This is a genomic window from Mesorhizobium sp. LSJC285A00 (assembly GCF_000503155.1).
Taxonomy (GTDB): Bacteria; Pseudomonadota; Alphaproteobacteria; order Rhizobiales; family Rhizobiaceae; genus Mesorhizobium.
This window is the reverse complement of the sequence record NZ_AYVK01000018.1, coordinates 68,566-95,552: the sequence shown is the minus strand read 5'-3', so window position 1 is coordinate 95,552 and position 26,987 is coordinate 68,566. Positions and strand designations below refer to the sequence as shown.

The 26,987-nt window shown below is 64.1% G+C and carries 21 protein-coding genes; 14 read left to right on the top strand and 7 right to left on the bottom strand.

Features of this window, described 5'->3' with window-relative positions:
- Window positions 1–3,304: bifunctional proline dehydrogenase/L-glutamate gamma-semialdehyde dehydrogenase PutA (gene putA, locus X726_RS152490; protein WP_023670451.1), on the bottom strand; the 3,304-nt coding region annotated here is incomplete at its 3' end.
- A 156-nt stretch (window positions 3,305–3,460) separates the two neighbouring features.
- On the opposite strand from putA, the gene X726_RS152495 reads away from it, so the two are divergent.
- Window positions 3,461–3,922 carry an Lrp/AsnC ligand binding domain-containing protein gene (locus X726_RS152495; protein ID WP_023670450.1) on the top strand — a complete coding sequence of 154 codons (462 nt, stop codon included), beginning with the start codon at window positions 3,461–3,463 and terminating at the stop codon, window positions 3,920–3,922.
- Between the two features lie 4 nt (window positions 3,923–3,926).
- On the opposite strand, the gene X726_RS152500 is transcribed toward X726_RS152495, so the two are convergent.
- Window positions 3,927–5,126, bottom strand: coding sequence for a cytochrome c peroxidase (locus tag X726_RS152500; RefSeq protein WP_023670449.1), 1,200 nt, complete (start codon window positions 5,124–5,126; stop codon window positions 3,927–3,929).
- A gap of 4 nt (window positions 5,127–5,130) precedes the next feature.
- Complete coding sequence (locus X726_RS152505) at window positions 5,131–5,574, bottom strand: FixH family protein (RefSeq protein WP_023670448.1); 444 nt, start codon at window positions 5,572–5,574, stop codon at window positions 5,131–5,133.
- 152 nt (window positions 5,575–5,726) lie between these two features.
- On the opposite strand from X726_RS152505, the gene X726_RS152510 reads away from it, so the two are divergent.
- The gene (locus tag X726_RS152510; protein WP_023670447.1) at window positions 5,727–6,647 is read left to right on the top strand and encodes a sugar kinase; all 921 of its coding nucleotides are present in this window, start codon (window positions 5,727–5,729) and stop codon (window positions 6,645–6,647) included.
- Window positions 6,648–6,651: 4 nt separating this feature from the next.
- Here the strand turns inward: X726_RS152510 and X726_RS152515 are convergent, their stop codons facing one another.
- From X726_RS152515 to X726_RS152525, 3 genes are all read right to left on the bottom strand, one after another.
- Window positions 6,652–7,677, bottom strand: a complete 1,026-nt coding sequence (locus X726_RS152515; protein ID WP_023700297.1) for an aldose epimerase family protein — start codon at window positions 7,675–7,677, stop codon at window positions 6,652–6,654.
- Between the two features lie 189 nt (window positions 7,678–7,866).
- The gene (locus tag X726_RS152520) at window positions 7,867–9,324 is read right to left on the bottom strand and encodes an NAD-dependent succinate-semialdehyde dehydrogenase (RefSeq protein ID WP_023670445.1); all 1,458 of its coding nucleotides are present in this window, start codon (window positions 9,322–9,324) and stop codon (window positions 7,867–7,869) included.
- Between the two features lie 265 nt (window positions 9,325–9,589).
- Window positions 9,590–10,540 carry an AEC family transporter gene (locus X726_RS152525; protein ID WP_023670444.1) on the bottom strand — a complete coding sequence of 317 codons (951 nt, stop codon included), beginning with the start codon at window positions 10,538–10,540 and terminating at the stop codon, window positions 9,590–9,592.
- A gap of 146 nt (window positions 10,541–10,686) precedes the next feature.
- On the opposite strand from X726_RS152525, the gene X726_RS152530 reads away from it, so the two are divergent.
- The 7 genes from X726_RS152530 (at window position 10,687) to X726_RS152560 (ending at window position 19,602) form a co-directional block, all read left to right on the top strand.
- A complete protein-coding gene (locus X726_RS152530) occupies window positions 10,687–13,755 on the top strand; it encodes a caspase domain-containing protein (protein ID WP_245272121.1) in 3,069 nt (1,022 codons plus the stop codon).
- A gap of 99 nt (window positions 13,756–13,854) precedes the next feature.
- Complete coding sequence (locus X726_RS152535) at window positions 13,855–14,403, top strand: histidine phosphatase family protein (protein ID WP_023670442.1); 549 nt, start codon at window positions 13,855–13,857, stop codon at window positions 14,401–14,403.
- A gap of 209 nt (window positions 14,404–14,612) precedes the next feature.
- A complete protein-coding gene (locus X726_RS152540) occupies window positions 14,613–14,894 on the top strand; it encodes an acyl carrier protein (RefSeq protein WP_010909964.1) in 282 nt (93 codons plus the stop codon).
- Window positions 14,895–14,949: 55 nt separating this feature from the next.
- Complete coding sequence (locus X726_RS152545) at window positions 14,950–16,140, top strand: beta-ketoacyl-ACP synthase (RefSeq protein ID WP_023670441.1); 1,191 nt, start codon at window positions 14,950–14,952, stop codon at window positions 16,138–16,140.
- Between the two features lie 41 nt (window positions 16,141–16,181).
- A complete protein-coding gene (locus tag X726_RS152550; protein WP_023706061.1) occupies window positions 16,182–17,453 on the top strand; it encodes a beta-ketoacyl-ACP synthase in 1,272 nt (423 codons plus the stop codon).
- 36 nt (window positions 17,454–17,489) lie between these two features.
- A complete protein-coding gene (locus X726_RS152555) occupies window positions 17,490–18,518 on the top strand; it encodes a zinc-binding dehydrogenase (RefSeq protein ID WP_023670439.1) in 1,029 nt (342 codons plus the stop codon).
- 4 nt (window positions 18,519–18,522) lie between these two features.
- Window positions 18,523–19,602 carry a lipid A biosynthesis lauroyl acyltransferase gene (locus X726_RS152560; protein WP_023670438.1) on the top strand — a complete coding sequence of 360 codons (1,080 nt, stop codon included), beginning with the start codon at window positions 18,523–18,525 and terminating at the stop codon, window positions 19,600–19,602.
- A gap of 13 nt (window positions 19,603–19,615) precedes the next feature.
- On the opposite strand, the gene X726_RS152565 is transcribed toward X726_RS152560, so the two are convergent.
- Window positions 19,616–20,047 (bottom strand): L,D-transpeptidase, encoded by a 432-nt coding sequence (locus X726_RS152565; protein ID WP_023681747.1) that lies wholly within the window; start codon window positions 20,045–20,047, stop codon window positions 19,616–19,618.
- A gap of 223 nt (window positions 20,048–20,270) precedes the next feature.
- Here X726_RS152565 and X726_RS152570 point away from each other — a divergent pair, with 223 nt between their 5' ends.
- From X726_RS152570 to X726_RS152590, 5 genes are all read left to right on the top strand, one after another.
- Complete coding sequence (locus tag X726_RS152570; protein WP_023670436.1) at window positions 20,271–21,551, top strand: acetylornithine deacetylase/succinyl-diaminopimelate desuccinylase family protein; 1,281 nt, start codon at window positions 20,271–20,273, stop codon at window positions 21,549–21,551.
- Window positions 21,552–21,672: 121 nt separating this feature from the next.
- Window positions 21,673–23,148 carry an ABC transporter substrate-binding protein gene (locus X726_RS152575; protein ID WP_023670435.1) on the top strand — a complete coding sequence of 492 codons (1,476 nt, stop codon included), beginning with the start codon at window positions 21,673–21,675 and terminating at the stop codon, window positions 23,146–23,148.
- A 334-nt stretch (window positions 23,149–23,482) separates the two neighbouring features.
- The gene (locus X726_RS152580; protein ID WP_023670434.1) at window positions 23,483–24,430 is read left to right on the top strand and encodes an ABC transporter permease; all 948 of its coding nucleotides are present in this window, start codon (window positions 23,483–23,485) and stop codon (window positions 24,428–24,430) included.
- On the top strand, window positions 24,427–25,296 hold the full coding sequence (locus tag X726_RS152585; protein ID WP_023670433.1) for an ABC transporter permease: 870 nt from the start codon (window positions 24,427–24,429) through the stop codon (window positions 25,294–25,296). Before X726_RS152580 ends, X726_RS152585 begins: the two co-directional genes overlap by 4 nt.
- Window positions 25,293–26,915 (top strand): dipeptide ABC transporter ATP-binding protein, encoded by a 1,623-nt coding sequence (locus tag X726_RS152590; protein WP_023670432.1) that lies wholly within the window; start codon window positions 25,293–25,295, stop codon window positions 26,913–26,915. Before X726_RS152585 ends, X726_RS152590 begins: the two co-directional genes overlap by 4 nt.
- Window positions 26,916–26,987: the final 72 nt, after the last annotated feature.

The window sequence follows — 26,987 nt, the reverse complement described above, 5'->3', positions numbered from 1 at the left end:
CCGCATTGCCGGCGGCCAGCGCCTGGATCGTCTGGGCAAGCAGCGTGTCGGCGTCCGGACCGAGGCACAGCACCCGGCCACGCGGCGACAGCGACAGCGTGTTGGCCTCGCCGGTCGGTCCGGGCAGGTCGACCTGGCCGAAATCGATGGCGGCTGCAGCGCCGATCGCTGCAGCGCCCTTGCCGCGCAGATGCTTTCTCAAGATGGCGATGCGGTCCGGCCGCGTCGACCAGCCGCCAAGCGTCGGATCGGGCAGATTGTCGGCCAGTTCGGTCGCCGTCACCTTGTGGCCCTCGGCAATCTCCGTGCCCGCCTCCGGCCCCTTGCGGAACCGCCGGAGATAATGCGGCCCGCCGGCCTTCGGCCCGGTGCCCGAAAGCCCCTCGCCGCCAAAGGGCTGCGAGCCGACGACGGCGCCGATCTGGTTGCGGTTGACATAGATGTTGCCGGCATGGATGCCGTCGACGAAATGCTGGACGCGGCCTTCGATGCGGGTGTGCAGGCCGAAGGTCAGGCCATAGCCTTTGCGGTTGATGGCGGCGATGACGGCGTCGATCCCGTCGGCGTCGAAGCTGGCGACATGCAGCACCGGACCGAACACTTCGCGCTCCATCTCCTCGATGCCTTTGACCCGGAACACATGCGGCGCAACGAAGCGGCCATCTTTGGGTGCTTCGAGCTTGGCGATCAGCCGGCCCTGCAGCCCCATTTTGGTGCAATACTCGCGGATCGAGTTCTGCGCCTCGTCATCGATGACCGGCCCAACATCGGTCGAAATCTGCCAGGGATCGCCGATGGTGAGCGCTTCCATGGCGCCCTTCAGCATCTCCAGCATCTTCTTCTCGACATCCTTCTGCACGTAAAGCACGCGCAGCGCCGAGCAGCGCTGGCCCGCACTCTGGAAGGCGGACGCCAGGATGTCGCGCACCGCCTGTTCGGGCAGTGCTGTGGAATCGACAATCATGGCATTGAGACCGCCGGTCTCGGCGATCAGCATGGCGTCGGGCGCAGCTGTCTCGGCCAGTTGCTTCTCGATCAGCTTTGCAACCTCGGTCGAGCCGGTGAAGCAGACGCCGGCAATGCGCGGATCCGCGGTCAGCGGTCCGCCGACCGACGGGCCGTCGCCCGGCAGAAGCTGGATCACATCTTCCGGCACGCCGGCCTCGCGCAGCAGCTCGACGGCGCGGAAGGCGATCAGCGGCGTCTGTTCGGCTGGCTTGGCGATGACCGAATTGCCGGTGACGAGCGCTGCCGCGATCTGGCCGGTGAAGATGGCGAGCGGGAAATTCCACGGCGAAATGCACACGATCGCGCCGCGCGCCTCGGTGCCCGCTTCGTTGTTGGCCGCTTCGGCAGCGTAGTAACGCAGGAAGTCGACGGCTTCGCGCACTTCAGCCACGCCGTCGGCCAGCGACTTGCCGGCTTCCCTTGTAGCCAGCGCGAAAAACTCGACCGCATTGGCCTCATAGAGGTCGGCGGCGCGGTTGAGGATGGCGGCGCGCTCGGCGACGGGACGCTTCGCCCAGGCCGGCTGCGCTTCCACAGCAAAGCGCACCGCGGTCGCGACCTGCTTGGCAGCGGCTTCGGCGACCGTGCCGACGATCTCGGCAGGCTTTGCCGGATTGACCACCGGGCGCTGCTTGCCGTAGCCGGCGGCGCGCGTGATCGGCTTGGCATGCCAGCGCTCGGGCCCGGCAAAGGCCGCCTTGGCCTTGTCGATCGCCGCCAGCGTCACCGGATCGGTGATGTCGAACCCCTTCGAGTTGCGCCGACCAGCGCCGAAGATCGTCGCAGGACGAGCGATTGCCGGATTGGCGGCGGGGCCCTGGCTCTCGACCGTCTCGAGCGGATCGCGCGCAATATCCTCCGGCTCGACGTCCTCGTCGGTGAGCTGATGGACGAAGGAGGAGTTGGCGCCATTCTCCAGCAGGCGGCGAACCAGATAGGCCAAGAGGTCGGAGTGCGCGCCGACCGGCGCATAGATGCGGCAGCGCGTGCCTTCGGCCTGGCGCACCGTCTCATGCAGCGCCTCGCCCATGCCGTGCAGGCGCTGGAATTCGAAAGCGTCACGGTTGTCAGCCATCGACAGGACGGCAGCGACTGTATGGGCGTTGTGCGTGGCGAATTGCGGATAGATGCGGTCGGTCATCGACAGCAACTTTTTGGCGCAGGCCATGTAGGAAACATCGGTGTTGGCCTTGCGGGTGAAGACGGGGTAGCCGGAAAGCCCCAGCGTCTGTGCCCGCTTGATCTCGGTGTCCCAATAGGCGCCCTTGACCAGCCGCACCATGATGTTGCGGTCGTACTTTTCCGCCAGCGCATAGAGCCAGTCGATGGTGAAGACCGCGCGCGGGCCGTAGGCCTGGACGACGACGCCAAAGCCATTCCAGCCGGCAAGCTCCGGCTCGGACAACACACGCTCGATCACATCGAGCGACAGGTCGAGCCGGTCGGCCTCCTCGGCGTCGATGTTGAGGCCCATGCGCGAATGGCGTGCGGCCAGCGCCAGCGACAGCAGCCGCTCGGCCATCACCGGCAGCATCTTTTCCTTCTGTGCCTCTTCGTAGCGCGGATGCAGCGCCGACAGTTTGACCGAGATGCCGTGGTTCTGGCGGATATCGGGACCGTTGGAGCCTGAATCGAGCGAGGAGATCGCATCGGCATAGGCCTTATGGTAGCGCAGCGCATCGGCCTCGGTGCGGGCCGCCTCGCCCAGCATGTCGAAGGAATAGAGATAACCTTTCTGGATCATCGACTTGCCGCGCTTGACGGCTTCCGCAATATTGCGGCCAAGCACGAACTGCTCGCCCATTTCGCGCATGGCGGCGGCGACCGCCTTGCGGATCACCGGTTCGCCCAGCCGGCGAACCATCGAGCGCAGCGTGCCTTCAATGCCGCCCTCGCCCTCATCGAGCACACGGCCGGTCAGCATCAGCGCCCAGGTCGAGGCATTGACGAAGATCGAGCTCGAACCGCCCGAATGCGCCGACCAGTCATGCGGTGCGATCTTGTCGGCGATCAGGTCGTCCATGGTCTCGGTGTCAGGCACGCGCAGCAGTGCCTCGGCCAGGCACATCAGCGCCACGCCTTCCTTGGTGGAGAGGCCGTAGGCCGAGAGAAAAACCTCCATCAGCCGCGGGTCGGACGAGCCGCGCACCGCGCGCACCAGATCCGCGGCACGGGCCGAGACGGCTTTGCGGTCATCGGCCGAAAGTTCTGTCGCCGCAGCCAGGCGCTTCACAGCCGCGTCTTCGTCGGGCAGGTAGTTGGCGCGGATCTGCTGGCGAATGGTGTCGAGCGGCATGGCGGTCCCTGCTGAGCAAGCATCTGGGAGCGGGCCGGCGGTCGCCGGACCGAATGGCGCAAGCTAGCACAGAGCCGCATTTTCGGCCGGTCCAAAGAAATCGACATGGCAGGCCGATCGGTCTATCATTACGGTTGAATCGTTATCAGGTGGACTATGATATCCGTGACAGAAGACCAATTGGACCGCATCGACAGAAACATCCTGTCGGCGCTGGCGCGCGACGGGCGGCTATCCATGTCTGGACTGGCCGGCAAGGTCGGCCTGTCGAAGACGCCGGTGCAGGCGCGGGTGAAGCGCCTGGAGAAGGACGGCTATATCAGGGGCTATCAGGCGATCATCGATCGCGAGCGCATGGGCGAAGGCCATGTCGCCTTCGTCCAGGTCAAACTGTCGGACACACGCTCGGCCGCGCTCGATGCTTTCAATCGCGCGGTGCAGGCCGTGCCGGAGATCGAGCAGTGCCACATGATGGCGTCGAGCTTCGATTATCTCCTGAAAGTCCGTACCACCGACATCGCCGCCTATCGCCGTGTTCTCGGTGAGCGCATCTCGGCGCTCCCCCACGTCGCCCAGACCTCGACCTTCGTGGCGATGGAGACGGTCAAGGATCGCTGACTCTTCAGTCCGACAGCGTCTTCAAGAACGCCACCAGCGCTGCGCGTTCGCGATCCGACAGTTGCAACGGGTGCACTTCGGAGGTGCCTTCAACGGCCGCCTCCGCCTTCGCGTAGTGCGCCACCACCTCCTCCAGCGAGGAAAACTGTCCGGCATGCATATAAGGCGGCCGCGTCGCCGCGCCCCTGAGCGACGGCGTCTTGTAGGCACGCATCAGTTCGGGTGCTGCCTTGACGATGAAGCGCAGTTCTCCGCAGGCGCCGGCGTCGCCATCGCGGAAGGCGCCGAAGCAGTTGAATGGGTCGGCCTGAACCTGGGCCACCGCATCGAAACGGCCGCGATCCAATGGCAAATCCCTGACCGGCCGCACGCCGGTGTTGTGGAAAGCGTTGTCGGTGAAGCGCGGGCCGTTATGGCAGGTGACGCAATTGGCCTTGCCGATGAACAGTTTCAGCCCGAGCATCTCCTCCTGCGAAAAGGCATCGTCGGCTTTCGGCTTGGCGCCTGACGCAAGATCGATGGCAAAGCGGTCAAAGCGCGTCTGTGCCGGTTCGATCGACCGTTCGAAGGCGGCGATCGCCTTGCCGATATTGGAAAAGACGCGGTTGACGCCCTCAGCCTGAGTTGGGGTCATCGCCTTCCAGGCCGCCTGCTCGGCCTCGTTGCCAAGCGGGCTGGCGTGGGCCGGCACGGCGGAAAGATCCGGCAGTGGCCCGAAGATGCGCTCGTAGCGCGCACCAAAGCGCTTCTGGATGTAATGGGCGAAGGCGGCGCGGTTTCCCGCCTGCTCGAGCGGATTTTCCAGCGGCGTCAGCGCCTGCGCCCACAGGCTGTCGCGCCGCCCATCCCAGAAGAACCACGGATTGCGGGCAATGCCGGCCAGCGGCATCGAGCGCCTGTTGGTTCGGCCGACGCCGACGGATTGCGGCAGGTCATCCTGGAACTGCCGGTCGATCTTGTGGCAGGTCGAGCAGGATACGTTCCCGTCACGGCTCATCCCCTGGTCGAAGAACAGAGTGGAGCCCAGGGCGGCGGCGGCCGGCACGTCGGCGAAGCGGTTGGTGGTGTCGGGTTTGAGCGCCGGCAAGGTGTTCAGCGCCAGCGAAGCGATGGTCTTCTTCTCGGCATCGGAAAAATCCGGTTTGCCGCAGCCGGCAACGAGCACGACCGCCGCCAATGCCAGAAGGCGCAACAGGCCGTTCATCCGCTCACAGCACCACGTTGAAGACGACCGTGTCGGAACCGGCCGCCGCCGAAATGGCGAAGCGCAACTGCCACACGCCGCTCATGGTGAATTTCAGCCCCTCGATCCTGTAGCGCCCCTCGCCAAGATAATCGGTCGCCTGCGGACTGGTCGGCAAGCCGTGATTGTGCTGCGGCATGCCGCCGGACACCGAGATCGCCGCACCTTCCACGGAATCGCCGTTGACCGTCTTCAGGGTCAGCAACCAGGATTGCAGTTCGCCTTGCCGGATAACGCCGCGTTCCGGCTGAATGCTGGCGACAAACAAGCCGTTCGCCGTCTTCTTCGAGCGCGAAACATCGGGGCTCGGCGCCGACTGCGGCGCGGTCAGATAGACGATCGCCAATATGCCAGCCAGCAAGGCGGCCAGACCAACGCCCGCAAGAAGATAACGCCATATCGATGCCAAACCGGTTCCTCTTCTGGGCATAACGTCTCGGGAAGCAATTCGCGTCCCCGCTTCTGTGGGAAAACGCTTCTGGCGCAAAAAACCGCCGCCGCCAAGCATGGCGCTGCCGGCCGCAAAAAGCTACAGCAGCGAACTGATCCGGAGACAGATACATGGCAGCAGACGGCGTCGCTTCGATCGGTGAATGCATGCTCGAATTGTCCGGCCAGGCCGGGCCGAACTGGCGCATGGGCTTTGCCGGCGACACGTTCAACACGCTGTGGGCGCTGCATGCGCTGAGCGGCGAGCGGCCGGCGACCTATGTCTCGGCCTTCGGCGACGATCCCTTCTCGCAGGGCCAGATTTCGTTCTTCGCCGAAAACGGCATTGACATCGGCGCCAGCCCGGTCATCCCAGGCGCGCGGCCCGGCCTCTACGCCATCACCTTGACCGGCGCCGAACGCGCCTTCACCTACTGGCGCAGCGACGCGGCGGCCAGGCGGCTCGCCTCGGACCCGCCCGCCTTGGCAAAAAGCCTTGAAAACCAGGCTCTTGTGTATTTTTCCGGAATCACCTTGGCAATTCTGGATGCCGCCGCGCGCAAGACGTTGCTGGCGGAAGTGTCCAAGGCGCGGGCTGCCGGTTCGCTCGTCGCCTTCGACCCCAACTACCGGCCGCGCCTGTGGCAGAGCCGCGAGGAGGCGCAAGCCGCGATCCTCGACGCGCTTGCCGTCGCCGACATCGCGCTACCGACCTTTCCCGACGAGCAGATGCTGTTCGGCGACTCGGCACCGCAAGCGACCGCCGAGCGGTTCGGAAAACTGGTCGGCGAAGTCGTCGTCAAGAATGGCGAGGAACCCGCGCTGATCGCCACTGGCGGAGCCCTGCAGCCGGTTCCGGCCCAGCATGTCGCCACCCCGGTCGACACCACCGGCGCCGGCGATTCCTTCAATGGCGGCTATCTCGCCGCCCGGCTGGCCGGCCATGCCCCGGCGGATGCCGTGCAGCGCGCGCATCGCGTCGCCGCCACAGTCGTCCAGGTGCGAGGCGCGCTGGCGCCGTTCGAGGTTCTAAGAACCGCTTTCGAGGGCTAAGACCTTAGGGAAGCCTGAAACGATATTCCGTCACCTGATGATAGATCTGGCCCGGCCACAGCGTGGCCTGTGGGAAATAGGGCCGGTTCGGCGCGTCGGGCCAGGTCTGCGCTTCCAGGCAAAAGCCGGAAAACGCCTTGTAGCGCCGTCCGTCCAGGCCGCCCGAGGTCGGCGCGACATACTGGCCGGTGTAAAGCTGCAGGCCAGGCTCTGTGGTCCAGACCTCCATCTCGACGCCGGAATTGGCGCCTTGCGCCCACGCCACCTGGTGAAGCGGGCCCCGGGCTGACGCCAGGCAAAAATTGACGTCGTAGGGAAGCTGCTCGCCTTCCGTTTCCATGCGCAGCGGCCGCGCCTGGCGGAAGTCGAAGGGCGTGCCGTCGACAGGTTTGACCACGCCGGTCGGGATCATCTCGCCATCGATCGGCGTATAGGCGCCGGCATTCAGCATCAGCCGGTGGTCGAGAATGTCACCGGCGCCGCCATCGTCGAGATTGAAATAGGAATGCTGCGCCAGATTGCACAGCGTCGGCTCCTCGCAAGTGGCGGTCAGTTCCATCGAGAGCGTGCCGGGAATCTTCAGCCGGTAGGTGCAGGTGACGTCGAGCGCGCCGGGAAAGCCCATCGTGCCCTCGGGATCGTGCAGGGTCAGCGTGACAAAATCCCGGCCGTGCAGCGAAACCGTCCACGGCCGGTGGAAGAAGCCCTCCGAGCCGCCATGCAGCGTGTGCTTGCCGAGGAAATTGCGCTCGGTCTGGTAGCGCTGGCCGGCAATGGTGAAGCGGCCGTCGCGGATGCGGTTGGCATAGCGGCCGACGACCGCGCCGAAGAAGGCCCGGTCAGTCTCGTAAGGCTCGAAGCGATCGTAGCCCAGCACCAGCGGCGCATCGTGGCCGGCGAGCCGCAGATCCTGGATGATTGCGCCGAGCCCGATGATGTTGGCGCTGATGCCGCCGCCCCGGATGGTGAAACGGCGAACGGATTCGCCTGCCTGCGTCGTGCCGAAGACTTCGCCGTCCTTCATCGCTATGTCCAAATGCTAATTCGTCGATCTATCGACTTAGAGCAATTCCAGGAAAAGTGTGAAACGGTTTTCCGTCCGGAATTGCAAAAAACAAAGAACTGGAGCGGTTCGGCGATTCCGTGAAACGCTGAACCGCTCCAGTCCGGCTGAATGTCGTCTGGCAAGGGCAGGCGCGCGGCCTGCCCCGTCAATGATTTAGAGGCCGAGACCCCCGATGCAGACATATTTGGTGTCGAGGTAATCCTCGATGCCCTGATGTCCGCCTTCCTTGCCGAGGCCCGATTCCTTGACGCCGCCGAACGGCGCTTCCGGCGTGGTGATCAGGCCTTCATTGACGCCGACCATGCCGTATTTCAGGCCTTCCATGACCCGGAAGGCGCGGCCGAGATCGCCGGTGTAGAAATAGGCGGCCAGGCCGAACTCGGTGTCGTTGGCGAGTGCAATGGCTTCCTCCTCGGTCTCGAACTTGAACACCGGGGCGATCGGGCCAAAAATCTCTTCCTTCATGAAGCGCATGTCAGGCTTCGCATCGGCGATGACGGTCGGCTGGAAGAATGAGCCGCCAAGCGCATGGCGCTTGCCGCCGGCAACGACCTTGCCGCCCTTCGACGTGGCGTCCGCGATGAATTCCTCTACCTTCTCGACCGCCTTCACGTCGATCAGCGGTCCCTGCTGCACGCCCTCTTCCAGGCCCGAGCCAACTTTCAGCGCATTACTGGCAGCAGCCAGCTTCTCGACAAACTTGTCGTAGATGCCGGCCTGCACCAGGAAGCGGTTGGTGCACACGCAGGTCTGGCCTGAATTGCGGTATTTGGCGGTGATGGCGCCGGCGACGGCGCGATCGAGGTCGGCATCGTCGAAGACCAGGAACGGCGCATTGCCGCCGAGTTCCATCGAGACCTTCTTGACGGTGACGGACGACTTCTGAATCAGCAGCTTGCCGATCTCGGTCGAGCCGGTGAAGGTGATCTTCGACACCAGCGGATTGGCGCAGATCTCGTCGCCGATTTCGCCGGCAGCACCCGTCAGGATGTTGATGACGCCCTTTGGGAAGCCGACCTCCTCGGCGAGCGCGCCCCATGCAAGGCCGGAATACGGCGTCTGCGAGGCCGGCTTGACCACGGCGGTGCAGCCGGCGGCAAGCGCGGGGCCAAGCTTGCGGGCAAGCATCGAGGAGGGGAAATTCCACGGCGTGATGGCGGCAATGACGCCGACCGGCTCCTTGGTCACCAGGATGCGGCGATCGCCCCATGGTGATGGCACGACATCGCCATAGGTGCGGCGGCCTTCCTCGGCAAACCACATGATGTAGGCGGCAGCGGAACCGATCTCGCCCTTGGATTCGGCGAGCGACTTGCCCTGCTCGATGGTGAGCAGTTCGGCCAGCACATCCTGATTGTCCATCATCGCGTCATGCAGCTTGCGCAACAGCTTCGAGCGCTCGAGCGCGGTCGTCTTGCGCCAGGTCTTGAAGGCTTCGCTTGCGGCTTCGATGGCGCGGCGGGTTTCCGCCTTGCCCGACTTCGGCACGGTGCCGATCTTGAGACCGGTGGCCGGGTTGTTGACGTCGACCGTCTGGCCGCTGTCGGCCTGCACCCATTCGCCATTGATGAGATTGGCCTGGCGCATGAAATGGCTGGTTTTCTGCAGCATGGTCTAGCCTCCGTTCGGCGCACTGACGGGCCGGTCTGTGGATGTCTTCGATGAGCGCGCGCAATGGCCTGGATGCCCGACACGCTGAGCCACTGCTCTTTACCTAGGGCAAGCTCGGCAAGCAATTGCAAGATGGCATATAGGCTTTGGGCCAGCCAAACGCCAGAGAAAATTCACATGTAAATTAGTTTGGGCCGCAGCCTTGCCAAAGACCAGCCTTGCCAAAGACCAGCCTTGCCAAAGACAGCCTTACAAAAGACCAAGCCTACCCAAAGACATGAACCACCACCGTCAGCCAAAAGGCGGTTGTAACAACCGCGCTTGCCGTGGCGATGGTCATCTGGTTCGACGCCAGCGCCTGGCCGGTGTTGAACTGCACGGCGATGAGATAGGAATTGATGCCGGACGGCAGCGCCGCCACCACGACCGCCACTTTGGCCGTCAAGGGCGGCAGGCCAAACAGCCAGACCAGGCCGAGGACCAGCGCCGGCATCAGGAACAGTTTCAGCGTCGACAGCGCCAGCGCCGGTCGGATGTTACCGGAAATGCCGAAACGGCGCAGGCTGAGCCCCATGGCGAACAGCGCCACCGGCCCGGCGGTGTTAGCCAGCGCATCGACCAGCCGCGTGGCAAGGTTCGGCAGCGGCGCGCCGGTGAGGCGCCATGCCAGCCCGGCCAGGATGCCGATGATCAACGGATTGGTGAACAGTCTTCTCAGAAAGCTCTGGATGATGCGCAGCGGGTGTACGGGCTCGCTGCCGCCGCGGCCAAATATCTCGAACATGATGATCGAAGCCATCATCATGGTCGGCAGATGCACGGAAACGAGCAGCGACAGCACTTCGAATCCGCTGGACCCGAATACGCCGAGAACGAAGGGAATGCCCAGCAACACCACATTCGAGAAGGATGACGACACTCCACCGACGATGCCGGTGCGCGCGTCCCGCCCGAAGATCCGTGTCGTCACCAGATGGCCGGCGGCCCATGTCATTGCAACTGCCGCGAAATAAGCACCCCACAGCGACCAAGGCGCCACGCCGTGGAAATCCGAATTCACCATCGTCCGAAACAGCAGCAGCGGCATCGCCACGTTGATGGCGAATTCGGAGATGCCGTCCCCGCTGGCCGGTTTCAGATAGCCGGTGAGCCCGGTGACATAGCCGAGCGCGACGAGGCTGAAGACGAAAAGAACGGTTTCGGTAAGCGGAGACATTTTTTCAGGGATAGGCGAGCCCGGATTCCAGCGCAATCGCCATGATCTTCAGAAACTGATCCTCGATCCGCCCGGCGCCTGAATTTGATCATGGTCGGGTGGCAGCGCTATACAGGCTTGGGATCATCAGGGCGGACACACAGCGAATGGTTGCGACGCCGAAACAGCGTCATTTCAGACAGGAGTGGCTGGTCAGACAGGAGTGGCTGGTCAGACAAGTGTGGCTGGTCAGACAGGGGTGGCTGGCGGCTTTCGTAGCTATGCTGCTTTGCCTTGGCGTATCTGTGGCCCAGGCCGCCGAGACCAAAAGTCTCAAGGGCGTGGCGCTGATCATCGGCCAGTCGAAATACGAACACATCGCAGCCCTTGCCAACCCGGCCAACGACGCCCGCGATATGGCCAAGATGCTGACCGACCTCGGCTTCGACGCCCGCAACGTCACCGATCGCGATGCCGCCAAGCTGAAGCGCGATCTCGATCGGTTTGTCGAGGACGCCGAAGGCGCCGACGTCGCCTTCATCTATTATTCCGGCCACGGCATCGAGGCGGGCGGCGAGAATTATCTGGTGCCGGTCGATGCCGACGTCTCGTCGTTGAAAAATGCCGGTGAGGCGCTGGTGCCGATTTCAGCCGTCATGGACGAGCTGAAAAAGACCGTGCCGGTGACGATCGTGCTGCTTGACGCCTGCCGCACCAACCCGTTTCCGCCGGACGCGGTCGTGCGACGCGGGCCGACGGCTTCCGCCGAGCCTGTCGGCGCCGGCGGGCTGGAACCGGTGCGCGGCGCCAAGGCGCTTGCCAGTGCCTCAGTGGATGATGCCAGCCTGGGAACCGTGGTCGGCTTCGCCGCCGAGCCGGGCCGACCCGCACTTGATGGCGCCGCCGGCGAAAACAGCCCCTACGCCGCCGCCCTGCTGCGCCACCTCACCGCGATGAAAGGCACGGAATTCGGCTCGGTCATGCGCATGGTCACCGAGGAGGTCTATCTCGACACCAAGGCAAAGCAGCGACCTTGGGTCAGCGAGAGCCTGCGTCGCCTGCTCTATTTCGGCGTCGCGCCGCCGGAACCGACCGGCGACGACGGGCTGATCACCGGTGAGCGGCGGCAATTGCTGCTGACCATTTCCGACCTGCCCGATCCCAAGCGGGCTCAGGTGGAGTTGGCTTCTCTGCAGGACGGCGTGCCCCTTGACGCTCTCTACGGCGTGCTCAAGGCGCTCGGCACGGAAAAGATCCCGGAGGACCCGAACGACCTGCAGAAGGTGCTGGACAGCCAGGCCGAGCGTCTGAAGAAGATGATGGCCGAGCGCGCCGCGCTGCGCACCGACGATCCTGAGATCAGTCGCCTCGTCGCATCCGCCGACAAAGCCATCGGCCAGGGCGCCATGGTGACGGCGCGCAAATTCCTCGACGACGCGGTCGGCCGGATCGAGGAAAACAGCGGTGCGGTGGACGAGGCCGAGGACCTGCTCCGGCAAAAGCGCATCGCCGACGCCGCCATCTATGCCAAACGCGCCGACGCCGCCGCGCTGGTCTTCGACTACAAATCCGCCGCCAACGACTATGCCAAGGCGTATTCTCTGGTCGAGAAGTGGGACGAAAAGCTGCGCTGGAACTACAAGAACCAGGAGGCCGAGGCGTTGAACGCTCATGGCTACGCCACCGGCGACCTCGATGCGCTGCAGCACTCCATCGAGGCCTATCGCACCATCTTGAACTTCATCCCCAACGGCGAACAGAATCGCGACTGGGCAATCACCCGCAACAACATGGCGGTGGTGCTGCAGACCACTGGAGAGCGCGAAACCGAGACTGCGCATCTCGAAGAAGCGGCGGTGATTTTCCGCGATTCGCTGGTGGTGTTCGAGCGCGAGAAGGACGACCGCAACTGGGCCGCGGCGCAGAACAACCTGGCCAACGTGCTTCTGAAGATCGGCGAACGCGAGAGCGACCCGAAGCGTCTCAATGAAGCGGTGGCGGCGACGCGCGCCACCCTTGAGAAGCGTCCGCGCGACAAGCTGCCGTTGGACTGGGCCGGTTCGCAGAACAATCTAGGCCTCGCGCTCTATGCACTCTCCGAGCGTGAGTCTGCCGGCGAGCATCTCACCCAGGCGGAAGCAGCCTACCGGCTGGCGCTTGAGGAATACACACGCGAGAAAGCACCCGTGGAATGGGCGATGGTCAAGAACAATCTCGGCAACACGCTTGTAACGCTTGGCATCCAGCTCAACGACAAGGCGAAGATCGACGAGGCGGCCGACGCGTTTCGCGCCGCGCTGGAAGTGCGAACCCGCGAAACTTTCCCGGTGTCCTGGGCGACCAGTCGCCTCAACCTGGGCAATGCGCTGAGCGGTATCGCCCGCTTCGATATGGGCACGGCTACGCTCGAAGAAGCTGCTGCTGCCTATGACGACGCTCTGACGGTGTTTACCCGCAAGCGCTTCCCGATGGACTGGGCGTCAGCCCAGAACAATCTCGGCTCGATCTATCAGACGCTGGGCCAGCGCACGCGTGATGCGGCCAAGCTGGAACAGTCGGCGGCAGCCTTCCAGGCGGCACGGCAGGTCTATGTCAGGCGGAAGTTCCCGCAGGACTGGGCGATGAGCTACTACAATCTCGGCAACACGCTGCAGCTTCTCGGCGGCGTCACCGACAAGCCCGAGCATTACAGCGAGGCGGTCGACGCCTACGGCAATGCGTTGCGCGAGTACAAGCGCGAGACGAACCCGCGGCAATGGGCAATGGCCCAGGCCGGCCTGGGCTCGACGCTGCACTGGTTGAGCATGAGCAATGGCGATGCCAAGACCCTGCAGGATTCGATTGCGGCGCGGCGGGCAGCGCTCGAAATACTCACCATCGAGGCCGCGCCGGTCGACTGGGCCAACGCTCAAAATGGCATCGGTATGAGCCTGCTCAACCTCGGCAATCTCCAGCGGACCGACAAATATCTCAACGACGCCGAAGCGGCGTTCACGGCGGCGCTGAAGGTGTTTACGCGCGAAAGTCAGCCGCTGCAGTGGGCCTTCGAGCAGAACAATATCGGCGACGTCCACTGGAACCGCGCCAGCTATGGCGCGGGCAAGCCGGAATATCTCAAGGCGATCGAATTCTTCGAGAACGCCAAGCAGGGCTTCACCGAAGCCGGCTACACGATCCCTATCCCGCTCACCGATCAGAAGATCGAGCTGGCGAAGAAGCAAATGGCGAAAATGTGAAGCGAACCGAGGGTTCGCCTTTCGCTTGTCTTTGTGCCGGCTTTCCGATCCCTATATCAGAATGACCGGAGCCGGCATCCGGCTCCCGGAAAGGTTTCGATGATTCGATTTGTGCTGTCGCTGTTCCTGCTTGCTGTTCCCGCCGTTGCCCACGCGACCGACGCCGGCTGGGCGCTGCTGCGTGACGGCGGCCATGTCGTGCTGCTTCGCCACGCACTGGTCACCGGCACCACCGACCCCGCCAATTTCGTCATCGACAACTGCGCCACCCAGGTCAACCTATCGGCGCGCGGCAAGCAGCAGGCGAGCAAGATCGGCGCGCTGTTCGGCGCCCGTGCCGCCCCCATCGAGCGGGTGCTGTCCAGCCGCTACTGCCGCTGCCTCGACACTGCCCGCATCGCCTTCGAAGCGGAGCCGGAGCTTTTTGCGCCGCTCGACCTCCTGAGGAGCGATCCGACCGAGAAGGCCGCGCAGCTCGACGCGGTGATGAAGGAAATCCGCGCCTACACCGGTTCCGACAATCTGGTCATGGTCACGCATCTCGAAAACATCGTCGCGCTGACCGGCGTCTCGCCGCGCGAGGGCGAAGCGGTGGTGGTCGAGCCGCAGGGCGATGGCTTGCGCGTGCTCGGCCGCGTCACGTTCTGAGAAAGCCAGTGGTCAAGCTCCCTAAAAACTGATCTGACGTAACGTCAACTGGAAGGGCCGCCGGCTTGTCGGGCAGCCCTTCTTGTCTTTATGGGAAGGCCATACCATCTGCGCCCCGCGCATCAGGCCTTTTCCTGCCGGGAAAAACCGATTAGACAGCGCCCAAACCAGATGCGGACAGATTCCGCCCGCAACCGAAGGAAGAGCCCTTGTCCACCACGTTCGACAAAGTCGCCAAGATCATTGCCGACACCAGCGAGATCGATATCGACACCATCACTCCCGAGAGCCACACGATCGACGATCTCGGCATCGACAGTCTCGATTTCCTCGATATCGTCTTTGCCATCGACAAGGAATTCGGCATCAAGGTGCCGCTGGAAAAGTGGACCCAGGAAGTCAATGACGGCAAGGCTTCGACCGACGATTACTTCGTCATGAAGAACCTGTGCGCCAAGATCGACGCGCTGGTCGCCGCCAAGACCGCCTGATACCGGCTGGCGCGCGGCCTTGACGGGCTGCGCCGCCTGACCCACAAAGCCGCTCATGAGCAGCCCTCGCGACGTCGTCATCACCGGTATCGGCCTTGTCTCCTCGCTGGGAGAGGGTCCGGATACCCACTGGCAGAAGCTGGCGCAGCCCGGCCTGCAGCCGGTGCTCGAAGCCGCGCGCTTTGCGCCCTACACCGTGCATCCACTGCCGGAGATCGACTGGAACCTGCAGATCGCCAAGCGCGGCGACCAGCGGCAGATGGAAACATGGCAGAGGCTGGGCACCTATGCCGCCGGCATGGCGCTGGACGACGCCGGCATCAAGGGCAATGACGAGCTCTGCACGACCATGGACATGGTTGTCGCTGCCGGCGGCGGCGAGCGAGACGAGGCGGTCGATGCCGCCATCCTCGCCGCGTCCGAGAGCCGCAACGACCGCGACGTGCTGCTCAACGAGAAGCTGACCACCGAATTGCGGCCGACGCTTTTCCTGGCCCAGCTCTCCAATCTGCTCGCCGGCAACATCTCCATCGTCCACAAGGTGACGGGATCGTCGAGGACCTTCATGGGCGAGGAAGGTGCCGGCGTCGCCGCCGTCGAGACCGCCGCGGCGCGCATCCGCTCCGGACAGTCGACCCACATACTGGTAGGTGGCGCCTTCCAGACCGAACATTCCGACATGCTGCTCGGCTATGAATTGGCCGGCTATCTGCATCGCGGCCCATGGAAGCCGGTCTGGCAGAGACAGGGCGCCGAGGGCGGTGGCCTGGTCTCCGGCTCCGGTGGCGCCTTCCTGGTGCTGGAGCAGCGCGAACACGCGCAAAGGCGTGGGCGGAAAATCTATGCCGAGCTCGGACTGGTCGTCTCAGGCCGCGCCCGGCGCTCGCGCGGCGAGCTTGACGCCGAGATCGCGGCATTGCTCAAACAGGCGGCTCTCCCGAACGGCAAGTTGCTGGCCCTGTCGGGCGCATCCGGGGCGCATACCGCAACGTCAGCCGAAAAGTCAGCGCTGGATGCCAATCCGGCGATATCGGCGCGCGGCTTCGCCACGCTGACCGGGCATATGAAGGAAGCGCAGTTTCCATTCGCGGTCGCCCTCGCCGCCCTGGCCGTCGACCGCAAGGCCGCCTACCCCGTTTTCGACGCCGCGGCCGAGAAGCGGTTCGAAGGCATTCCCGAAACCGTGCTCGCAACGGCGATCGGCTATCACCAATTCGAGGGCATGGCGCTGGTCAACGCTGCTTGAAGCAGCGCTGCGCGATCATGCTGCAAAGTAAGAGGTTCCGGATGGCCAATCTCAGAGATCACATGGGCAGGCCGATCGTCGCCGTCACCGGCATCGGCGTGGTAACCTCGCTCGGCATCGGCAAGGCCGATAACTGGGCGGCACTGACCTCCGGCAAATCGGGCATCCACCCGATCACCCGCTTTCCCGTCGACCACCTCAACACTCGCATCTCCGGCATGGTCGATTTCCTCGACTCAAGCTCGAAAGGCGCCAGCCTGCTGACCTACGAACTGGCCGAAACCGCCGCGAATGAGGCGGTGGCCGAATCCGGCCTCGATTCCTCTGATTTCGGTGGCCCGCTCTTCCTCGCCTCGCCGCCGGTCGAACTCGACTGGCACGACCGCTTCGCGCTTTACAATTCCGACGGCAAAGGCGCCGGCGCCGAAAGGCTGCTTAGGGTGGCGCGCGGGCTGAAGGAAACAGATACGTTCGCAAGCACGCAGTTCGGCGCGATCGCCGACCGGCTGGCCGACCGCTTTGGCACGCGCGGCCTGCCGATCACGCTGTCGACGGCCTGCGCTTCGGGCGCCACCGCCATCCAGCTCGGCGTCGAAGCGATCCGCCGCGGCGAATGCGACCGGGCGCTGTCCATCGGCGCCGACGGTTCGGCAACCGCCGAGGCGCTGATCCGCTTTTCGTTGCTCTCGGCGCTGTCGACCCACAATGACATCCCTGAAAAGGCGTCAAAACCCTTCTCCAAGGACCGCGACGGCTTTGTGCTGGCCGAAGGCTCCGGCGCGCTGGTGCTGGAATCGCTTGAGGCAGCCCTTGCCCGGGGCGCCAGCGTTCTCGGCATCCTGCGCGGCTGCGGTGAAAAGGCTGACGATTTCCATCGCACCCGTTCCAAGCCCGACGGTTCGCCGGCGATCGCAGCAGTCCGCGCCGCCCTTGCCGATGCCGGCTTGAGCAAGGACGAGATCGACTACGTCAACGCTCACGGCACCTCGACACCGGAAAACGACAAGATGGAGCATCTGTCGCTGTCGACCGTGTTCGGCGATCGCATCGGCTCGATGCCGGTCTCGTCCAACAAGTCGATGATCGGCCACACGCTGTCGGCGGCGGGTGCTGTCGAAGCGGCGTTTTCGCTGATGACCATGCGCGAAAGCGTCATTCCGCCGACCATCAACTACGACAATCCCGACCCGGCAATCGTGCTCGACGTGGTGCCCAACAAGAAGCGCAATGCCGAAGTCGGCACCGTGCTCTCGAACTCGTTCGGCTTCGGCGGCCAGAACACTTGCCTTGTCATGGCGCGGGAACCGGTCTAAGCGACCTTTTTCAGCCAGACTGAACTGACAGGCCCCATGCGCGCACTGCAACTTATCGAGGACCGCCGTCTTGAAACGGTGGACCTGCCGCCCCCGCCGCCCCCCGCATTGGGCGAAGTCACGCTGCGCATCAAGGCGGTGGCGCTGAACCATATCGACGTCTGGGGCTGGCGTGGGATGGCGTTCGCCAAGCGTAAGCTGCCGCTGGTCGTCGGCGCCGAGGCCTCCGGCGAGGTCGAGGCTGTCGGCCCCGGCGTCTCCAGCCTGCTGCCCGGACAATTGGTGTCGATCTACGGCGCGCGCACCTGCGGCCTTTGCCGCGCCTGCCGCGAAGGCCGTGACAATCTCTGCGAACATGTCTCGGGCGTCCACGGCTTCCATCTCGACGGCTTTGCGCAGGAGAAGATCAACCTGCCGGCGCGCCTGCTGGTCCCGGCCCCTCCCGGCGTGAGCGATGTCGGCGCGGCTGTCGCACCCGTTACGTTCGGCACCGTCGAGCACATGCTGTTCGACAATGCCAATCTGCAGCCCGGCGAAACCATCCTCATCCATGCCGGGGGCTCCGGCATCGGCTCGGCGGCGATCCAGCTGGCCAGGCGCATGGGTTGCACCATCATCACCACGGTCGGCTCCAACGACAAGATCGACAAGGCCAAGGCGCTCGGCGCCGACCATGTCATCAACTACCGCGACGATCGTTTCGAAGGCGTCGTGCGCAAGCTCACCAGGAAGAAGGGCGTCGATGTCGTGTTCGAACATGTCGGCGCCGACACCTTTGCCGCCTCGATGCTGTGCCTCAAGCGCGGCGGCCGGCTCGTTACCTGCGGCTCGACCTCCGGCGTGTCGACCCAGATCAATCTGATGCAGCTGTTCCAGCAGCAGCTGAAGCTGCTCGGGTCCTTCGGCTGCCGCATGGAGAACATGGCCAACGCCATGCAGAAGATGGCGGCGGGACAGGTAGCACCTGTTATCGACACCGAGGTCGGCTTCGACGGCATCGACGCCGCGCTGAAGCGCATGGAAGGCCGCGACGTGTTCGGCAAGATCATCCTGCGCGTTTCTTAGGACCATGGTCGGCAAGGTGTTCAAGAAAGCCCGCCGGGACTTCATGTTCCGCTATGGCAGGCGGCTGCGCCAGATGGAGCACTGGCTGGTTGCGCGTGCGGCGATGACGATCATTTCGCTGCTGCGCCTTTTGCCCGCCGACAGCGCGCTCAATTTTGCCGACCGCGCCGCACGCCGCATCGGTCCGCGCGTCGGGCGCCACCGCNCCGCCGACAGCGCGCTCAATTTTGCCGACCGCGCCGCACGCCGCATCGGTCCGCGCGTCGGGCGCCACCGCGTCGCCATCAGCAATCTGCGCCTTGCCTATCCCGAAAAGAGCGATGTCGAGATCGAGGCCATCGCCTCCGACATGTGGGGCAACATGGCCCGGCTCGCCGCCGAATACATCTTTCTTGACGCGCTCTTCGACTATGATCCGAACGCAGCGACGCCCGGCCGCGTCGAAGTCGGTGGCGCCGATCATTTCCATCAGATAGCTGGCGAGGACAAACCGCATATCCTGTTCACCGGCCATCTCGGCAATTTTGAATTGCTGCCGGTGGCTGCCGCGACGTTCGGCATGAAGATCACGGCGCTGTTTCGTCCGCCGAACAATCCCTACCTCGCCGATTATATCCATTCGACGCGGCGTTCGAGCATGGGCGCCTTGCTGCCGTCTTCGACCGGCGCCTCCTTCGCGTTGGCGTCGATTCTGGAGAAAGGCGGCAATATCGGCGTTTTGGTCGACCAGAAATTCTCCAGCGGACTGGAGACGATCTTCTTTAATCGCCCATGCCAGAGCAATCCGGTTCTGGGCATGCTCGCTCGTCACTATGATTGCGACGTCTATCCGGCGCGATGTGTGCGGCTGCCTGGCAACCGCTTCCGCCTCGAGATCGAGGACAAGCTGACCTTGCCGCGCAATGAAAGCGGCAGCGTCGATGTCGCGGCCACCACCCAACTGCTCGCCGACGTGGTCGAGCGCTGGGTGCGCGAGGATCCGGGACAGTGGATGTGGTTCCACAAAAGGTGGGAAATCTCGGGCCGGCGTCGCCGCCGGCGCGGACAGGCCAACGCCACCGGCCAGGGGCAGCGTCAATCTTAAGTCGTCGAAAGCCTCAGTTCGTCACAACGATCCGCGTATTGCCGAAGCCGACTTCGCGCACCATCGCATAGAACATCGCGGCATTGGCGGTGTGCAGCCGCACGCAGCCATGCGATGCCGGACGCCCTAGCTGCCTGACCGCGCCGGTGCCGTGGATGGCGTAGCCGCCATGGAAGAACACCGAGTAAGGCATTGGCGACATGTGGTATTTCTTCGAATACCACATCCGCGCCGTGCGTTGCGGCCGATAGGTGCCGCGCGGCGTGAAATAGCCACTGCGGGCGGTCGACACGCTCCAGCGATAAAGCACCTGGCCGTATTGGCTGACGGTCATGGTCTGCGACGAGACGTCGATGCTGGCCACCAGCGAGGCAGCCCTGCTTTCGATGGACGTGCCGAACAGCATCGCCGCAAAAGCAGCTGCCATGAGAACGATTTTAGTCATGAGATCAAACCCCTTTGATGCCCCTTGCCTGCCCTGTCATCATGCGGTTTTTCATCTTTTTAACGACAGGTGAGTGATCTAACACACACTCCTTGATAAATTCGCCAATCTAAAGCAGCGAATTTGAACGATTTTCCCGCCATAGTTGCCGCTGCGACACGAAGTTTCGGCGCCAGTGGCGCGATGCTTGCAAAACCACCCCCTTGCCTGCTCAAATCCGGGAATGAACGAACGACTCTTCAAAGCGATAGACGCCCGTGTTGATGACTTGGTCGCACTGACCGCCGACCTGATCCGCTTCCCGACCATCAACCCGCCTGGCGAAGCCTATCGCCCCTGCGTCGAATATATAGGTGCGCGCCTAGGCAGGCTTGGCTTCGAAACCGAATTCATCCGCGCCGAAGGCACGCCCGGCGATACCGACCGCTATCCCCGCGTCAATGTCGTCGCCCGCTTCGACGGCCGCTCGCCTGGGGCCTGCGTCCATTTCAACTCGCACATCGATGTGGTCGAAGCCGGCGAGGGCTGGAGCGTCGATCCCTTTGCCGGCGTGGTGAAGGACGGCAAGGTCTACGGGCGCGGCGCCTGCGACATGAAAGGGGGCATGGCCGCCTCGATCATCGCGGCGGAAGCCTTCATGGAGGTATTCCCCGACTTTCCTGGCGCCATCGAAATCTCCGGCACCGTCGATGAAGAGTCCGGCGGCTTCGGCGGCGTCGCCCATCTGGCGAAGCTTGGCTATTTCTCGAAACCCAAGGTCGACCACGTCATCATCCCCGAGCCGCTGAACAAGGACCGCATCTGTCTTGGCCATCGCGGCGTCTGGTGGGCGGAGATCGAGACCAAGGGCGAGATCGCGCATGGCTCGATGCCGTTCCTCGGCGACAATGCCGTGCGCCACATGGGCGCCGTGCTGCAGGCCTTCGAGGATGAACTGTTTCCGGCGCTCGACCGCAAGGTGACGCGCATGCCTGTCGTGCCCGAAGGCGCAAAGCGCTCGACCATGAACATCAACTCGATCCATGGCGGCCAGACTGAGGATTTCCGCCCCGGCCTGCCCTCACCCAACGTGCCCGACGCCTGCCGGCTGACCATCGATCGCCGCTTCCTGCTCGAGGAGGACCTTGCCACGGTCAAGAGCGAGGTGACCGATATCCTCGACCGGCTGAAGCGCGAGCGCAAAAAGTTCGACTACGAGATTCGCGACCTGATGGAGGTGCTGCCGCTGATGACCGAGCGCGATGCGCCGGTGGTCAAGGCGGTGGCGCAAGGCATCATGGCGATCTTCGCCCGCGAGCCGGATTATGTCATTTCACCAGGCACTTACGACCAGAAGCACATCGCCCGCATCGGCCACATCTATGATTGCATCGCCTATGGCCCGGGCATTTTGGACCTCGCCCACCGGCCCGACGAATGGGTCGGTATCTCTGATATGGTGGAGTCGGCCAAGGTGATGGCGATCGGGCTCAATGTGCTGCTCAGAGGCACGGCCGCGGACTGAACCATCGACTTCGCTGAAAAAACATTCCTCCCCGCGCCGCTGCGGAGCACGAAACGCAATTTACTCCACCTCGAAATCACGCTTCTATCGAACCAGGGTTCGAGCATTTGGGAGTTGCACGATGAAATTGTGGAAAACCATTCTTGCCGCCGCGGTGCTGGCACTGGCCGGCAGTCAGGCATTTGCCGCACGCACCGACCTGGTGATCGGCATTACGCTCGAGCCGCCACATCTCGATCCGACCGCCGGTGCTGCCGCGGCGATCGACGAAGTGCTCTACGCCAACGTCTTCGAGGGCCTGACCCGCATCGGTCCGAATGGCGAAGTGCTGCCCGACCTTGCCGAGAGCTGGGCCATTTCCGACGATGGCAAGGTCTACACCTTCAAGCTGCACACCGGCGTCAAATTCCATGACGGCAGCGATTTCGACGCCGGCGACGTGAAGTTCTCGCTCGACCGCGCCCGCGCCGACAATTCGGTCAACGCGCAAAAAGCCCTGTTCGCCTCCATCGATACGGTCGAAGTCGTCGATCCGACGACGGTCAAGGTGACGCTGAAGAACCCGCAGGGGTCGTTCCTCTACAATCTGGGCTGGGGCGACGCGGTGATTGTGGCGCCCGAGAGCGCCGACACCAACAAGGAAAAGCCCATCGGCACCGGCCCGTTCAAATTCCAGAGCTGGGCCAAGGGCTCGTCGATCACGCTGGTGAAATCGGACACTTACTGGGGCGCCCCGGTGTTCCTCGACAAGGCCGAGTTCCGCATCGTTCCCGACGCCGCTGCCGCCGTGCCGGCGCTGCTCTCCGGCGACATCCAGGCTTTCCCTTTCTTCGATCCCGACAGCGTCGCGCAGGTCAAGGACGATCCGCGCTTCAAGGTGGTGATCGGCTCGACTGAGGGCGAGACTATTCTGGCGATCAACAACAAGAAGCCGCCTTTCGACAAGCTCGAGGTGCGGCAGGCAATTGCCTTCGCGCTCGACCGCAAGGCGATCATCGACGGCGCCTCGGCCGGCCTCGGCGTGCCGATCGGCTCGCACATGTCGCCCGCCAGCAAGGCCTATGTCGACCTCACCGGCCTGTACCCGCACAATGTCGACAAGGCCAAGGAGCTGCTGAAGCAAGCCGGCTTCGAAAACGGCATCAAGGCGACGCTGAAACTGCCGCCGCCTTCCTATGCACGGCTTGGCGGCGAGATCATCGCCTCGCAGCTGCGCGACGTCGGCATCGACCTGGAAATCATTCCGGTCGAATGGGCGCAGTGGCTGGATCAGGTGTTCACCAAGAAGGATTACGACCTGACCATCGTCTCCCACACCGAGCCCAACGACATCGATATCTACTCGCGCAAGGACTACTACTTCAACTACGACAACCCCGCCTTCGACAAGATCATCGCCGAGCTGAACCTCACCTCCGACGACGCCAAGCGCAACACGCTGCTCGGCGAAGCACAGAAGATCCTGGCCGACGACGCCGTGGTGGGGTTCCTCTATGAACTGCCGAAGGTCGGCGTCTGGGACGCCAAGCTGCAGGGCCTGTGGGAAAACGCGCCGATCCAGGCGAATGACCTGACCAAGGTGAAGTGGGCGGATTGAGGCGGCGGGCCAAAGGGCGGCGTTTGCGCTCCGTCACACCCCCCTCTGCCCTGCCGGGCATCTCCCCCGCAAGGGGGGAGATCGGGCTATCATCTCCGCTTTCGCCTATCGCGAACGTTGAACGCTGGTCGACGACACGGAAACTGCTGATCTCCCCCCTTGCGGGGGGTGAGGAGTGGTCCGCGCAGCGGACGGAAAGCCAACTGCTTGGCTTTCCGAACAACGAACGCCCGAAGCGACAGCGAAGGGCCGGGTCCGGCAGGACAGAGGGGGGTGTGACAGAACGCTGCCTTTGCTCAGTCATCGCACTTGGCAACGCACCATTCCCTCCACCATGACCGCCTACCTCCTCCAACGCCTCGCCATTGCCATCGCCACCTTGATCCTGGCCTCGATGGTCGTCTTCACCGTGCTCGAAATCCTGCCCGGCGATCCGGCGCGGCTGATGCTTGGCCTCAACGCCAGCGCCGAGCAGGTCGAACTCCTGCGCAACCAGATGGGCCTCAACGCGCCGCTTTTCCTGCGCTACCTCCACTGGGTCGGCGGTCTGCTCAGCCTCGATTTCGGCCGCTCCTACACTTATTCGGTGCCGGTCATCGACCTTGTCCGCGAACGCATGGCGGTTTCCCTGCCGCTGGCGCTGATCGCGCTGGCGCTCTCTACCGTCATCGCCATTCCCGTCGGGCTCTTTTCCGCCAGCCGGCGCGGCCGGGCCGGCGATACGATCGCCATGGGCGCCGCCCAGCTTGGCGTTGCCATCCCGAACTTCTGGTTCGCGCTGATGTTGATCTACCTCTTTGCCGTCTGGCTGCGGCTGGTGCCGGCCGGCGGCTTTCCCGGCTGGAGCGCCGGTGTCTGGCCGGCGCTGAAATCGCTGCTGCTGCCGGCCGTAGCACTTGCGCTGCCGCAGGCGGCGATCTTGGCGCGCGTTGCCCGCTCCGCGCTGCTCGAGGTGCTGAACGAGGATTATATCCGCACCGCCCGCGCCAAGGGCCTGCCCTATCGTGCCGTACTATGGCGGCACGCGCTGCGCAACGCGATGATCCCGGTTCTGACCATTCTGGGCCTGCAATTCGCCTTCCTGCTCGCCGGCACCATCATCATCGAGAACGTCTTTTATCTCCCCGGCCTCGGACGGCTGGTGTTCCAGGCGATCACTCAGCGCGACCTGATCGTCGTCGAAAGCATCGTCATGCTGCTGGTCGTCGCCGTCATTGCCGTTAACCTCGTCGTCGACGTCTCCTACGCCATCGTCGATCCGCGCCTTCGAGGCCGGCAATGACGCTGCACATCGACATCCCGCAGGAGACGTTGGGCAGCATTCTGGCCAAGGCCTTCCGCAACCGCTCCTTCCTCATCGGCTTCGCCATCACGGTGCTGGTGGCTGCAATCGCGGTCATCTCCTACGTCTGGACGCCCTACGACGTGACCAAACTGGTGATCTCGGACAAGACGCTGGCGCCTTCTTCGGCGCACTGGTTCGGCACCGATCATTTCGGCCGTGACATCCTGTCGATGATCATGGTCGGCGCCCGCAACTCGATTGCCGTGGCGCTGGTCGCGGTCGGCATCGGCATGGGCGTCGGCGTGCCGCTCGGCGCCTTCGCCGCGGCGCGCGGCGGGTTTGTCGACGAGGCGCTGATGCGGCTGAACGACCTCGTCTTCGCCTTCCCGGCGCTGCTGTCGGCGATCATGATCACCGCCATCTTCGGACCGGGCGCAATCAACGCCATCATCGCCATCGGCATCTTCAACATCCCGGTGTTTGCGCGCGTCGCCCGGGCCGGCGCGCTGGCGATCTGGCCACGCGAGTTCATTCTCGCCGCGCGCGCCGCCGGCAAGAGCAAGACGCAGATTACAATCGAGCACGTGCTGCCCAACATCGCCACGCTGCTTCTGGTGCAAGGCACCATCCAGTTCGCGCTCGGCATTTTGGCCGAAGCCGGTCTCTCCTATGTCGGCCTCGGCGCCCAGCCGCCAATGCCGAGCTGGGGCCGCATGCTGTTCGACGCGCAGACGCGCATGGTGGTGGCGCCTTGGATGGCGATCTTCCCCGGCATGGCCATCGTCATCACCGTGCTTGGGCTCAATCTGCTCGGTGACGGCATCGCCGACATACTCGACCCGAAATCGCGGCGGCAGCGATGAGCCTGCTGCAGATCGAGAACCTGTCGCTGGCCGTCGGCGACACGCCGATCCTGAAAGGGGTCGAGCTCTCCGTCGCGCCCGGCGAGGTGATGGGCCTGGTCGGTGAATCCGGTTCCGGCAAATCGATGACGGCGCTGACCATCATGCAGCTTCTGCCGCATGCGGCGCGCGCCACCGGCCGCGTGACCTTCGACGGCATCGATATTCTGGCCGCAACCGAGGACCAGATGTGCGCGCTGCGTGGGGACGACATCGGCATGGTGTTCCAAGAGCCGATGACGGCGCTCAACCCGGTCAAGACCATCGGCGAGCAGGTCGCCGAAGGCATACGCTGGCACACTAGGGCAAGCCGTGCCGACGCCGAAGACCGCGCGCGCAAAATGCTCGACCGCGTTGGCCTGCCGGAGGCCAAATTCCCGCTGTCGCGCTATCCGCACGAACTGTCGGGCGGCCAGCGCCAGCGCGTCGTCATCGCCATTGCCTGCGCATTGAAACCCAAGCTGCTCATCGCCGACGAGCCGACCACGGCGCTCGACGTGGTGCTGCAGGCGCAGATCCTCGACCTCTTGCGCGGCCTTGTCAGCGAAAACCGAATGGGCCTGCTGTTGATCTCGCACGATCTCGCGGTCGTCACCGAAATGGCCGACCGCATCACCATTCTGCGCCATGGCGAGGTGATGGAAGCCGGCGACACCGCACGCACGCTGTCGGAACAGCTGCATCCCTACACGCGCCAGCTGGCGCTGGCCTCCATGCACGTGCCCGCGCGCGCCAAGGTTCACGCCGCCGGCCAGGGCAAACCGCTGCTTGAGGTCGAAGGCGTGACACGGGACTATCCGGGCCGGCGCACCTCCCTGTTCAAGTCAGCGGCTCCGATCCGCGCCGTCGACGACGTGTCCTTGTCGCTGGCGCCGGGCCAATCGGTGGCGCTGGTCGGCCGCTCCGGCTGCGGCAAGTCAACGCTTGCCCGCATGATCCTGGCGCTCGACAAATCGACATCGGGAACGATCCGCTTTCGCGGCGAGACCATAACCGGCAAAAGCGAGGCCGAGCTCAAAGCCGCGCGGCGCGACATGCAGGTCGTGTTCCAGGATCCCTACGGCTCTTTCGACCCGCGCCAGAAGGTCGTAAAACTGGTCGCCGAGCCGCTGCATGTACTGGAGACGAAGCCGACACCGGCTGAGCGGCGCGAGATGGTGGCGCATGCGCTGCACGAGGTCGGCCTCGGCACCAGCGACATGGACAAATATCCGCATGAGTTTTCCGGCGGCCAGCGCCAGCGCCTGTCGATCGCCCGCGCCATCATCACCAGGCCGAAGCTGGTCGTCGCCGACGAGCCGGTCTCGGCGCTCGACGTCTCGATCCGCGCCCAGATCCTCGATCTGTTCGCAGAGCTCAACCAGAAGCTCGGCATCGGCTATCTCTTCATCACCCACGATTTGACCGTCGCCCGCGCCATCACCGATGAGGTGCTGGTCATGCACGACGGCAGGATCGTCGAGCGCGGCAAGACCGGTGACGTGCTCGATCATCCGCAGTCGGAGGCGGCCAGGGCGCTGGTCGCGGCTGCGCCCGATCTGCATCGGGCGATCGCTCACCGTATGCAGGAACAGGGGTAAGTGACCGGTTCGCGCAGCGAATTCATCGTGCCAGTGGCACGATGAAAGGTCACAAACGCTGGGACGCTGCGA